This is a genomic window from Pseudomonas sp. B19(2017) (assembly GCF_002113165.1).
GTDB lineage: Bacteria > Pseudomonadota > Gammaproteobacteria > Pseudomonadales > Pseudomonadaceae > Aquipseudomonas.
Genome location: NZ_NEJR01000009.1, coordinates 39,270 through 51,266, shown reverse-complemented (window position 1 = coordinate 51,266; position 11,997 = coordinate 39,270). Strand labels below are relative to the sequence as shown.

The window sequence follows — 11,997 nt, the reverse complement described above, 5'->3', positions numbered from 1 at the left end:
CATGAACATGCCCATTCCTGAAGTACAAGCCCACAGTGCCAAGGACCAGACCCGCTTCGCCGCGCTGTGGCGCCCGGCGCTGGTGCAGGCATTCGTCAAGCTCGACCCGCGCCAGCTCAAACGCTCGCCGGTGATGCTGGTAGTCGCCCTGACGGCTGTGCTGACCACCGTCCTGTGCTTTGCCCCCGGCAGCGGTGTGAGCACTGGTGTTGCCGTGCAGATCGCCCTGTGGCTGTGGTTTACCGTGCTGTTCGCCAACTTCGCCGAGGCCCTGGCCGAAGGCCGTGGCAAAGCCCGCGCCGACAGCCTCAAGGCGGGCAGCCAGGGCCTTGCCGCCGAGCGTCGCAAGCGCGATGGCAGCTACGAGACCGTCGCGGCCAGCGCGCTGCGCAAGGGCGATGTGGTGCGCGTGGTGGCCGGCGAAATGATCCCCGGTGACGGCGAGGTGCTCGAAGGTATCGCAGCGGTCAACGAGGCCGCCATTACCGGCGAGTCCGCGCCGGTGATCCGCGAGTCCGGCGGCGATCGATCGGCTGTCACCGGCAATACCCGGCTGGTCTCCGACTGGTTGTTGATCCGCATCACCAGCAACCCGGGCGAATCGACCCTCGACCGCATGATTGCCCTGGTCGAAGGCGCCAAGCGGCAGAAGACCCCGAACGAGATCGCCCTCGACATCCTGCTGATCGGCCTGACCCTGATCTTCCTGATCGTGGTAGTGACGCTGCAGCCGTTTGCCCACTTCGTGGGTGGCAGCTTGCCGCTGATCTTCCTCGCTGCGCTGCTGGTGACACTGATCCCCACCACCATCGGCGGCCTGCTGTCGGCCATCGGTATCGCCGGCATGGACCGGCTGGTGCGGTTGAACGTCATCGCCCGTTCGGGCCGCGCGGTGGAAGCGGCCGGTGACGTGCATACGCTGATGCTCGACAAGACCGGCACCATCACCTTCGGCAATCGCCGTTGCAGCGCGCTGCACGCCGCACCGGGCATCACCGCCCGCGAGCTGGGGGAGGGTGCCTTGCTGGCCTCGCTGGCGGATGACACCGCCGAAGGCAAGTCGATCGTCGAGTACCTGCGCCAGTTGCACGACTTTGTCGAACCAGCCGCCGGGCAGTTCGAGGCCGTGGCCTTCAGCGCCGAGACGCGCCTGTCGGGCATCGACTTGCAGCAGCACCGCTACCGCAAGGGCGCCGTCGACGCCGTGCTGGCGTTCGTCGGCATGCAACGCCTGGAAATGCCCCAGGCATTGGCCCGTGAAGTGGAGCGCATCGCCCAGAGCGGCGGTACACCCTTGCTGGTATGCCTCGACAAGCGCCTGCTTGGCGTGATCCATCTCAAGGACGTGGTCAAGCCCGGCATCCGTGAGCGCTTTGCCGAGCTGCGCAAGCTGGGCATCCGCACGGTGATGGTGACCGGCGACAACCCGCTGACCGCTGCCGCCATCGCTGCCGAGGCCGGCGTGGATGATGTGCTGGCCGAGGCCACGCCAGAGAAAAAGCTGGCGCGTATCCGCCAGGAGCAGAACGACGGCCGCCTGGTGGCCATGTGCGGCGACGGTGCCAACGACGCCCCGGCACTGGCCCAGGCGGACGTGGGCATGGCCATGAACGACGGCACTCAGGCGGCGCGCGAGGCGGCCAACATGGTCGACCTGGACAGCGACCCGACCAAGCTGCTGGACGTGGTGCAGGTCGGCAAGGAGCTGCTGGTGACCCGTGGCGCGCTGACCACCTTCTCCATCGCCAACGACGTGGCCAAGTACTTCGCCATCCTGCCGGCGCTGTTCGCTGCCATTTACCCGCAACTGGGCGTGCTCAACCTGATGCACCTGGCCAGCCCGCAGAGTGCGATTTTGTCGGCCATCGTGTTCAACGCGCTGATCATCATCGTGCTGATCCCGCTGGCACTGCGCGGCGTGCGGGTGCAGGCGGCCAGCGCGGCGCACCTGCTGCGGCGCAACCTGCTGATCTACGGGCTGGGCGGCATTGTCGTGCCGTTTGCCGGGATAAAGCTGATCGATCTGCTGCTCAATGCCCTGCACCTGGTCTGAGGAGGCCACCATGAATGCTTATGTACGCCCGGCGTTGAGCCTGGCCCTGTTGATGACACTGGTGACTGGTGCGCTGTATCCGCTGGCGGTGACCGGCATTGCCCAGGTCGCTTTCCCCGGTCAGGCCAACGGCAGCCTGGTGCGCGATGACCAGGGCCTGGTGCGCGGTTCGGCGCTGATCGCCCAGGATTTTCAGGGTGATGGCTGGTTCCACGCACGGCCGTCGGCGGGCGCCTATGCCACCGTGGCCAGTAGCGCCAGCAACCTGTCGCCGAGCAATCCGGCGCTGGCCGAGCGAGTCAAGGGCGATGCGGCTGCGTTGTACCAGGCGCAGCAGGGGCCGGTGCCCCAGGCGCTGTTGACCACTTCGGGCAGCGGCCTCGACCCGCACCTGCCGCCGGAAGCCGTGGCCTACCAGATCCCGCGGGTGGCGGCGGCGCGGCAACTGCCGGTAGAGCGCTTGCAGGGCTTGCTGGAAGAGGCCACTCTCCACCCATTGATCGGCCCGCCGGTGGTCAATGTGCTGGCGTTGAACCAGGCACTTGAGCAGCTGAGCCACTGATATCGGGGCCGCTTTGCGGCCCTTCGCGGGCTTGCCCGCTCCCACAGGTACAGCGCAGCTTCCGAGTATTGTGATCACCCTGTGGGAGCGGGCAAGCCCGCGAAGGCCTGCAAAGCAGGCCCAAAGAGGCTGCAGGACGCCGCCACACCAAAGGATGAAAGATGAGTGATTCCACCCGCGCAGACGCGCTGTTGGCTACCCTCCCGCGAAGCGGCCGGGGCCGGCTGAAGGTGTTCCTTGGCGCCGCCCCCGGCGTCGGCAAGACCTTCGCCATGCTCCAGGCCGCCCACGCCCAGCAACGCCAGGGCGTGCAGGTGCTGGCCGGGGTCGTCGAAACCCATGGCCGCGCCGAAACCGAGGTACTGCTCGCTGGCCTTCAGCAGCAGCTCCTGCTGCGCAGCCAGTACCGCGGCGTCACACTCGAGGAAATGGACCTCGACGGCCTGCTCAAGGCAGCGCCGGCATTGGTGCTGGTCGACGAACTGGCCCACACCAATGCACCCGGCAGCCGCCACGCCAAACGCTGGCAGGACGTACAGGAACTGCTGGCCGCCGGCATCGATGTGTACACCACGGTCAACGTCCAGCACCTGGAAAGCCTCAACGACAAGGTCCGCGACATTACCGGCGTGCAGGTGCGCGAAACCTTGCCGGACTGGGTGCTGCAGGAAGCCTTCGAACTGGTGCTGATCGACCTGCCACCCCGTGAACTGCTCGAACGCCTGCGCGAAGGCAAGGTGTATGTACCCGAGCAGGCGCGGGCGGCCATCGATGCGTTCTTTTCGCAAACCAACCTCACCGCCCTGCGTGAACTGGCCATGCAGACCGCTGCTGCCCAGGTGGATGCCGACCTCGCCCATGGTTATCGCCAGCGCGGGCAGGAAGCCCCGGCCCTACGTGGGCGCTTGCTGGTGGGCGTGGATGGGGACGATCAGGCGGAACGCCTGGTGCGCCATGCCAGCCGCGTGGCCCAGCGCCGCCACCTGCCCTGGAGCCTGGTGCATGTAGACAATGGCCGGTTGCGCGACGAAACCGCGCGCCAGCGCCTGCAAGCTGCCCAGCAACTGGCCGAGCGCCTGGGTGGGGAAGTGGTACTGCTGCGTGCCGGCGAAGTGGTGCGTACGCTGATCCAGCATGCTGCCGAGCGGCGGGCCAGCCTGGTGCTGGTCGGGCAGTCCCGCGACCGCCTGCGCCGGCGCCTGTTCGGTGCTGGTGTGGCCGCGCGGCTGCTGCGCGAAAGCCACGGCCTGGAAATCAACGTGCTGGACCGCGACGTGCAGCCGCCGGCACCACGTTCGGCGGTGCGGCGCATATGGGTCTGGCGCCATTACCTGCTGGCGTTGCTGGCCACGGTCATGGCCGCAGGCCTGGCCTGGGCGGTGTCGAGTGTGCTGGCCCTGCCCAACATTTCGCTGGTGTTCCTGGCCGCGGTATTGCTGGTGGCGGTGCGCAGCAGCCTGGGGCCTGCGCTGGCTTGCGCGGTGCTGTCGTTCCTGACCTACGACTTCCTGTTCATCCCGCCCAACCTGTCGTTCAGGATCCAGCGCGAAGAAGACGTGCTGACCCTGGTGTTCTTCCTGTTGATGGCCGCACTCACCGGCAATCTGGCTGCCCGCCAGCGCCGCCAGTTGCAGGCCCTGCGCGAGACCCAGGCGCAGACCAGCCAACTGCTCGACTTGTCGCGCCGGCTGACCGTGGCCACCGACCGCCAGGCGGTGTTCAATGCCGCCGGCCAGCACCTGGACGGCTGGCAGGACATGCAGGTGTGCCTGCTGGAGCGCAATGTCGAGGGCCAGTTGCAGGTGGTCAGCGGCGAAGCCCACGCCTTTAGTGACAACGAGCGCGCTGCCGCAGAATGGGCCTGGCAACACGGCCAGGCCGCCGGGCATGGCAGCGACACCCTGCCCAATGGCCGCTGGTGGTGGTGGCCGCTGGCGGTGGATGAACAGCCCCTGGCATTGCTCGGTGTGCGCCCACGCTCCGGCCAGCCGCTCAGCGACCCGCGCCGGCGCTTGCTCACTGCCCTGGGTCAGCCACTGGCCCAGGCCCTGGCCCGCGCCCGCCTGGCCGAACAGCTGGAGGCCGCGCGCCTGCATGGCGAAACCGAGCAGTTGCGCAGCGCCTTGCTCGCGTCCGTTTCCCATGACTTGCGTACCCCGCTGACCGCCATGCGCGGCAGCATCGAAAGCCTGCTGGCGCTGGGCGAGGCGATCCCCGCCGCGGACCGCCGAGAACTGCTGGAGGGCACCCGCAACGAGGCCGACCGCCTCGACCGCTACATCCAGAACCTGCTCGACATGACTCGCCTGGGCCACGGCGGCCTCAAGCTGGCCCGCGACTGGGTAGCCCCGGCCGACATCGTCGGCAGTGCGCTCAGCCGCCTGCGCGTGGTGTTGGCACCGCTGCGCGTGCACACCGACGTGCCGGCCGAGCTGCCGTTGCTGTTCGTGCATGCGGCGCTGATCGAGCAGGCGTTGGTCAATGTGCTGGAAAACGCCGCGCGCTTTTCGCCCGGCAACGGCCGGCTGGAACTGCAGGTGTCGGTGCAGGACGCCCAGTTGCGCTTCGCCGTCAGCGATCAGGGCCCCGGCATTCCCGTGGCCGACCGCGAGAAAATCTTCGACATGTTCTACACCGCCGCCCGCGGTGATCGCGGCGGGCAGGGCACCGGCCTGGGCCTGGCGATCTGCCAGGGCATGATCGGCGCCCATGGCGGGCAGATCCTGGTGGGCGAAGGCATCGATGGCCAGGGCACCAGCATCACTCTATGCTTGCCGCTGCCCCCTCAACCTCAAGCTGAAAGTGATACCCCATGAGTCAGTCCGCCACCCTCCTGGTCATCGATGATGAACCGCAGATCCGCAAGTTCCTGCGCATCAGCCTGGCCTCGCAAGGCTACAAGGTGCTCGAGGCCGCCACCGGCGCGGAAGGGCTGGCCCAGGCGGCGCTGGGCAAGCCGGATCTGGTGGTGCTTGACCTGGGCCTGCCGGACATGGACGGCCAGCAGGTACTGCGTGACCTGCGTGAATGGAGCGCGGTGCCGGTGCTGGTGTTGTCGGTACGTGCCAGTGAAGGGCAGAAGGTCGACGCGCTGGATGGCGGCGCCAATGACTACGTGACCAAGCCGTTCGGTATCCAGGAGTTTCTGGCGCGGGTGCGCGCCTTGCTGCGCCAGGTGCCGGTGGCCGGCGCTTCGGAAGTGGCAGGGAGTTTTGGGCCGTTGACCGTGGATTTTGCTTTTCGACGGGTGACGCTGGAGGGCATCGAGGTGGCGCTGACGCGCAAGGAATATGCATTGCTGGCGTTATTGGCCCTGCATCCGGGGCGGGTGATTACCCAGCAGCAGTTGCTCAAGGAGATCTGGGGACCTACCCATGTGGAAGACACCCATTACCTGCGGATTGTGGTCGGGCATTTGCGCCAGAAGCTGGGGGATGACCCCACGGCGCCCCGGTTCATCATTACCGAGGCGGGGGTGGGGTACAGGTTGGTGGCCCCGGTCGCTTGACCCGGACCTACGCCGCTCTTGTGGAAGCGGGTTTGCCCGCAGGTCAGCGCAGCTCATTCACCGCACGCCATGCCTCATCGATGGCCGCATGTGCATAGGCATTCCAGGCTGCATCGGAGTTGGCAATGGCAACATTGCCAACCTGCTGGCGGGCCAGGTTGATCAGCTTTTCGCTCTCTTGCTCATCATCGAACAGGCTGTTGGCAGAGTACGAGTAACCGTGCGGCCAACGGTTGATGGTAATCGCCTGCACATCCTTGTTGTGGTCGAAGCCGGCCGGCCCCAGCATGGCCTGCAGCTGATCACGCACCATGCCCTCCATCGTTTCGAAGCTCATGGCGTAAAGCTTGCTGCGGCCAAGGCGGGCCTGGCTGCGGGCATCCAGGCCCGCGTTGGGGGTGGTGGGCACATGGACCATGTGCAGGCCGATGGGCTGGTTGGGGTCGCGCGGATGACGGTAGCCGCCGATGTCCACCGGGTAATCCAGTTTGACGCGGCTGTACGGCTGATTCGGCGCGTAGATTTCATGCACGCCCAGTTTGATGAAGCTCTGCCAGTGACGAATGAGCACTTTGGTATACACCAGCGGGAACTTCACGTTCTGCTTCAGCGCGTCTGCCTGTTCGGTGGAGAGGTCGCGCAGCAGGTACGGGATCATCATGTTGTAGCAAGCCAGCACGCAGTGCGTGCTTCGAACCCGGTGTAACTGGCCGGCCCGGCTGTAGGCTGTATCAACGCCGCCGTCGCGGTTCTTCACGCTCACCACGGTGCTGTTGAGCCGCAGGTTTACCGGGTTTTGCGCCAGGTCCAGCCTGGTGTAGTCGAAGGGCGCCAGGACGATGTCATCCATGTTGGTGCCGGGTGCGACACCGGGGATCAGGCTGCGGACCAGCAGACGTGCCAACGAGGCGTTGCCGTCGGGGAAGTGGTAGATGTAGGGCTCTTCCATCTCTGCTTTCAACTCTTCGCTGACGGGCGGCAGACCCATGCCGGCAAAACCGGGGAAGCCCAGGCCGTAAGCGTCGGCGGCGGCCACGGCGTCGATGCTCAGGGCTGAAAAGTCGTTGCTGCGGCTGAGGAAGTAGCGGGTGGCGGCTTTGCTGAGGCCCACATTCTTGCGCAGGAAGTCCTGGTAGCTGGTCTTGGCCAGGTACTCCTGTTTCTCTGCGAGGCTGTTGCCCTCCAGGTAATCCCTTGGCGCCTCGTGCAAGTCGATCAATGCCTGGCGGTCGGCCTCGGGCAGCGGGAAGTCGCCAATGAAGGCGCGCCAGCTGCGGGCATTGAGTTTGTCCGGGGCAATGTCATCGGCAACCATAGGCGTGGGGTCACCGCTGACCAGCTTGGCTTCGCCGAAACCGGCCTTGTCGAAGAACACGCCACGAGACAGGCCAAGGTTGGGGTAGAAGTCCCTGTCGAAGGCGCTCTGGAAACGGTCCACATCGACGTTCAGTTGCTTCAGCAAGCCATTCACTGTGGCGCTGTAGAGGTGCTTGGGTGACTGGAAGGCTTCGCTGCCGCCATAGCCAAGAATCATCTGGCCGCCCGTCTGGAACTCGTTGCGTTTGGCGTGGCCGCCGAAGTCGTCATGGTTCTCGATAATAAGCACGCGCGCCGTCGGGTGCTGCTGCCGATAGAACCAGGCAGCGCAGAGGCCACTGATGCCGCCACCCACCACGACCAGATCATATTGCTCTTTTACCGCCAGGTTCTCGGTATCGAACAAGTGCTTCTCCCAGCCCATCCGGTGACCGACCTCGAACGCGCCTGGGTGGCTGCCGCGCAGGCCGGTGAGGGCAGGGGGGTAGTAGCGGCCGGAGGGGGCGGCCTGGAGCAGTTGCAGTGGGGTGAGGCCCGCACCAATGGTGAGGGCCACGCCATTGAGGAAGTCGCGTCGGGTGATGGTCATGTCAGTGTCCTTACCGGGTAACCATGGTGGTGTTCGAAGCGTAGCTGCGTGTGGCTCAGGCCCTCGGCGATTCTGTTTCAAAGCATTGGCGCATGACGTCCAGGTAGCGTCTCGCCCCCAGGCCGAGCGGTCGCGACTTGACCCAGATGATGTCCACCCACAACCGCAATCGGCTGGCCATGTTGTCGAAGCGCACCTCCGCCAGCGCGCCCGAAGCAATCAACGGCTCGACCAACGGCTGCGGCAGGTAGGCCCAACCGAGCCCTGACTGCACCAGGTCCAGCGTGGCCAGGTAGCTGTCGGTCAGCCAGATGCGCCGCGACAGCACCATGCGCGGGTCCGACCCGGTGGCCTTGCCGGACGCCACGATGATCTGCCGCTGTTCGGCGAACGCCTCTTCAGGTAACGGCGTGCCGCTGTTCTGCCCGGCCGGGTGGCGGGGCGAGGCGACGGCCACCAGCAACTGGCTGCCGGCCTCCAGGAATGATTCGCGCTCGTCGATGCCAGGCCGTTCGAAGACCAGTGCCAGTTGCACGCTGCCGTCATGCAGCAGGCGGATGGCTTCGGCCTGGGTGGCCGAGCGCACCTCGATTTCCAGGCTGGGAAATTCCTGGGCGAGGGTTTCCAGTGGCTGGCTCCAGCGGCCGGTTTGCAGTTCGGGCGCCATGGCGATGGTCAGGCGCTTTTCCAGGCCCTTGTGCAGTTGCAGGGCCTGGGCATCGAGCAGGTTGAGCTGGCAGATCACCTGCCTGGCCTGGGGTTCCAGGGCCAGGGCGGCGCTGGTGGGCAAGGCTTTGCGCGTAGCCCGGTCGAACAGCACCAGGTCGAGCTCCGCCTCCAGTTGGGCGATGGCCATGCTCACCGCCGAAGGCACACGCCCCAGCTTGCGCGCGGCGGCGGAGAACGAGCCTGCCTCCAGCACCGCGAGGAAAATTGCCAGGGAGTCGCTGGTAAAGGCCATTGTCAGAAAACCTGATGACGAGGAAGCGTTGAGGCCGAAAAGTATGAACACTCCACGGCCAGCTGCGCAATTCCTTACAGGCCCTCGGAGAGCACCCGGTCGATGCTGTCGACGAAGTAGTCCACGCTCGCCCGGCTGGTGCACATCGGTGGCTTGATCTTGAGGATGTTCAGGTAGTCGCCGGTCGGCTGCATGAAGATGCCCAGGTCACGCAGGCGGTCGCACAGGGCCATGGTTTCCTCGGTGGCCGGTTCCAGGGTTGTGCGGTCGCGCACCAGTTCCAGCCCCAGGTAAAAGCCCGAACCATGCGCCGCGCCGGCCAGCGGGTGCTTGTCGACCAGTGCTTGCAGGCGCGCCTTGAAGTAGCGCCCGGTGTCGCGGGCGTTGTCCCACAGGCCTTCTTCCTGCATCACGTCCAGCACCGCCATGCCGATGCGGCAACTCACCGGGCTGCCACCGGCCGAGGAGAAGAAGTACCCCTCGGCCTCCAGCGCTTCGGCGATCTCGCGGCGGGTGATGACCACACCCAGCGGTTGGCCGTTGCCCATGCCCTTGGCCATGGTAATGATGTCAGGCACCACGCCCTGTTCCTCGAAGCCCCAGAAGTACTCGCCCAGGCGGCCATAACCGACCTGCACCTCGTCGGCGATGCACACGCCGCCGCGGGCACGCACTTTGGCATAGGCCTCGCGCAGGTAACCGGCCGGCAACGAAATACCCCCGGCGTTGCCGTATACCGGCTCGCAGATGATGCCCGCCAACTGGCGGCCACGGGCGTCGAGGTCGGCCAGCTTGGCGTCGACGTCGCGCAGGTAGTCGGTGGCGCTGTCGGGGCCACGGAAGCGGCCACGGAAGGTATTTGGCGCCTCCACCGGGTGTACCCAGTCGGGGCGGGTTTCCAGGGCCTGCGGGTTGTCGGCAATGGAGGTGGAAATGGCATCGGTGGCCACCGACCAGCCGTGGTAGGCCTCCAGCACACTGAGCAGGTCGCGCCCGCCGCTGTAGGCCCAGGCCAGGCGAATTGCCAGGTCATTGGCTTCGGTGCCGCTGTTGACCATGAACACCCGGTCGAAGCCTTCGGGCGCCAACGCCAGCAGGCGTTCGGAGAACTCGGTGATGGCCGCGTAGTGAAAGCGCGAGTTGGTATTGAGCAGCGACCACTGCCGTGCCGATTCGGCAACCATGCGCGGGTGGCCGTGGCCCAGCACCGCGACGTTGTTGAGCATGTCCAGGTACGAACGGCCCTGCATGTCGATCAGGTAGTTGCGCCAGCCGCGTTCGATGTGTGGCGGCTGCGCGTAGTAGTGCTTTTGCGAGCGAGCGAAGCTGGCGTCGCGGCGGGCCAGCAGGGCCTGTGGGTCAGGGAGTGGTTCGGCATTGCAGTCGAAGCCCAGCAAGGCAGCTGGCGACGGGCACAGGGCCAGCCAGGCCGTCGCCTGGGATGGGGTGGCGAAGAACGGCGGCTGGATGCCGTTATCCAGGCACAGTTGCACGCTGAGGAAACCGCAACTGCTGCCCAGCGACTGGCCTTTTTCCACGGCCTGGCCATTTGCAGGCGCGTCTTCCAGGCCCTGCAGCCACAAGGTCCAGTGCGTGCTGCGCAGGCAGCCACGGCCGTCGCCATGGCGCTGCCAGGTGCCGGCATCTGGTGCTTGCACCAGGTTGCCGTTGGGCACATGCAGTTCGACGCCCAAGGCACAGGTGGCGGGTTCTTCCGGGCGGTCGATGTGGGTTTGCGACAGGCGATACTGCCCGTGCAGGCTGCAGGCCGGGGCCGGTTGCGTGGTCAGCAGGTGCTGGTCGAAGCCCGCTTGCTCCCAGTTGCCTGCCTCGCAATGCTTGCTGAGCACGCCCAGGTCGACGCGCGTTACGGCCTGCCCATCCAGTTCCGGGAGCAGGGGCGAGCAGCCGCTCAGGTCCGGCGTGGCGGGTTGCAGGCCGGCAGCTTGCAGAATGGCCGCTTCCATCAGCGCGAAAGGTACGGCGGTGGCAGTGTCGAAAATTTCCCATTCATGGGCGATGTTGTCGCGGGTGTACTGGTTGCCGGGGTCGACGGCGAGCTGTTGCTCGCTGCTCAGCACCAGCACGGCGGCGCGGTTGATCACCAACGGCCACAGGGCGCGCAGTTCGGCCTCGGTCAGCGGGTTGAGCGCCTGGTAGGCTTGCACTGCTGGCAGGATGCGCAGCGGGTCGCCCTCGGCATGGTGCAGCAGCGCTGCGCAGGTTACCGACAGGTCGGCGATGCGCCAGGTGCGCAACAGGTCGCCGAAATCGATCACCCCTTGCAGCTGCCACTGGCGCTGGGCATCACGGGCCCACACGGTGTTGTCGTCGGTAATGTCCAGGTGCACGGCCTGGCTTGGCAGCTGATCAACCAGCGGCATCAGGCGCTCGCTGGCCTGGCGGGTGGCGTGTTCGATGCGGGCGCGCTGCTCGCTGTCCTGCAGCACCGGCAGCAGGTGTTCGATCAGTGCCTGGGCATGCTGCGGGTCCCATTGCAGGGTGCGCGCAAGGCCTGGGTGATCGAAATTGGCAAGTGCCTTGTCCAGCTTCGCACAGAGCCCGCCCAGTTCAGCCATCAGGCGTGGCTCCATGTGCTTGAGCCGGGTCAACGGTTGGCCTTCGATGTAGTCGAGCAGGCGCAGGCGCAGTGGTTGCCCGTCGATGTCCAGTTCCAGCAATCCCATGCCGTTGTCGGCTGCGCGCACGGCAGGTACCGGCAAACCTTGATCGCGCAGGAAGGCCAGGGCGGCGTGCTGCGCTTCCAGTTCCAGCTGAGCATAGCTGCCGTGGCAGGCCTTCAGCACAAAACCACCCTGCGGCGTGCTCAGGCGAAAGTTCAGGTCTTGCTGGCTGCCCAGTGGCGAAAGGTTGCCGGCAAGGCCGTAGTGGGCCTGCAGCACGGCGTGTGCCTGGGCTTCGCTCAGCGTTGGGCCGGGCAGGCCGGAGCGCTGGATCAGTGTGGCCAAGGCAGGGGAGGCGGGCTGGTTCTGTGGGCTGGACATGG

Annotated in this window: 7 protein-coding genes; 4 read left to right on the top strand and 3 right to left on the bottom strand. The window is 66.2% G+C overall.

Annotated elements, in window-relative coordinates; translation table 11 throughout:
* Window position 1 precedes the first annotated feature (1 nt).
* The 4 genes from kdpB to CAF70_RS14270 all read left to right on the top strand — a co-directional run bounded on the left by kdpB (window position 2) and on the right by CAF70_RS14270 (window position 6,123).
* Window positions 2-2,053, top strand: coding sequence for a potassium-transporting ATPase subunit KdpB (gene kdpB, locus CAF70_RS14285; protein WP_085625381.1), 2,052 nt, complete (start codon window positions 2-4; stop codon window positions 2,051-2,053).
* A gap of 10 nt (window positions 2,054-2,063) precedes the next feature.
* On the top strand, window positions 2,064-2,615 hold the full coding sequence (gene kdpC / locus CAF70_RS14280) for a potassium-transporting ATPase subunit KdpC (protein WP_085625380.1): 552 nt from the start codon (window positions 2,064-2,066) through the stop codon (window positions 2,613-2,615).
* Between the two features lie 161 nt (window positions 2,616-2,776).
* Window positions 2,777-5,431, top strand: coding sequence for a sensor histidine kinase KdpD (locus CAF70_RS14275; RefSeq protein WP_085625379.1), 2,655 nt, complete (start codon window positions 2,777-2,779; stop codon window positions 5,429-5,431).
* Window positions 5,428-6,123, top strand: coding sequence for a response regulator (locus tag CAF70_RS14270; RefSeq protein WP_085625378.1), 696 nt, complete (start codon window positions 5,428-5,430; stop codon window positions 6,121-6,123). Before CAF70_RS14275 ends, CAF70_RS14270 begins: the two co-directional genes overlap by 4 nt.
* Before the next feature lie 43 nt (window positions 6,124-6,166).
* On the opposite strand, the gene CAF70_RS14265 is transcribed toward CAF70_RS14270, so the two are convergent.
* From CAF70_RS14265 to CAF70_RS14255, 3 genes are all read right to left on the bottom strand, one after another.
* A complete protein-coding gene (locus CAF70_RS14265) occupies window positions 6,167-8,029 on the bottom strand; it encodes an NAD(P)-binding protein (protein ID WP_085625377.1) in 1,863 nt (620 codons plus the stop codon).
* A 55-nt stretch (window positions 8,030-8,084) separates the two neighbouring features.
* Window positions 8,085-8,990, bottom strand: coding sequence for a LysR family transcriptional regulator (locus tag CAF70_RS14260; protein ID WP_085625376.1), 906 nt, complete (start codon window positions 8,988-8,990; stop codon window positions 8,085-8,087).
* Window positions 8,991-9,064: 74 nt separating this feature from the next.
* A complete protein-coding gene (locus tag CAF70_RS14255; RefSeq protein WP_085625375.1) occupies window positions 9,065-11,995 on the bottom strand; it encodes an aminotransferase in 2,931 nt (976 codons plus the stop codon).
* Between the last annotated feature and the right edge of the window lie 2 nt (window positions 11,996-11,997).

Bases quoted from the DNA above. Each gene is read 5' to 3' on its own strand.
- kdpB (WP_085625381.1), top strand. From the start codon at position 2: ATGAACATGCCCATTCCTGAAGTACAAGCCCACAGTGCCAAGGACCAG.
- kdpC (WP_085625380.1), top strand. From the start codon at position 2,064: ATGAATGCTTATGTACGCCCGGCGTTGAGCCTGGCCCTGTTGATGACA.
- CAF70_RS14275 (WP_085625379.1), top strand. From the start codon at position 2,777: ATGAGTGATTCCACCCGCGCAGACGCGCTGTTGGCTACCCTCCCGCGA.
- CAF70_RS14270 (WP_085625378.1), top strand. From the start codon at position 5,428: ATGAGTCAGTCCGCCACCCTCCTGGTCATCGATGATGAACCGCAGATC.
- CAF70_RS14265 (WP_085625377.1), bottom strand. From the start codon at position 8,029: ATGACCATCACCCGACGCGACTTCCTCAATGGCGTGGCCCTCACCATT.
- CAF70_RS14260 (WP_085625376.1), bottom strand. From the start codon at position 8,990: ATGGCCTTTACCAGCGACTCCCTGGCAATTTTCCTCGCGGTGCTGGAG.
- CAF70_RS14255 (WP_085625375.1), bottom strand. From the start codon at position 11,995: ATGTCCAGCCCACAGAACCAGCCCGCCTCCCCTGCCTTGGCCACACTG.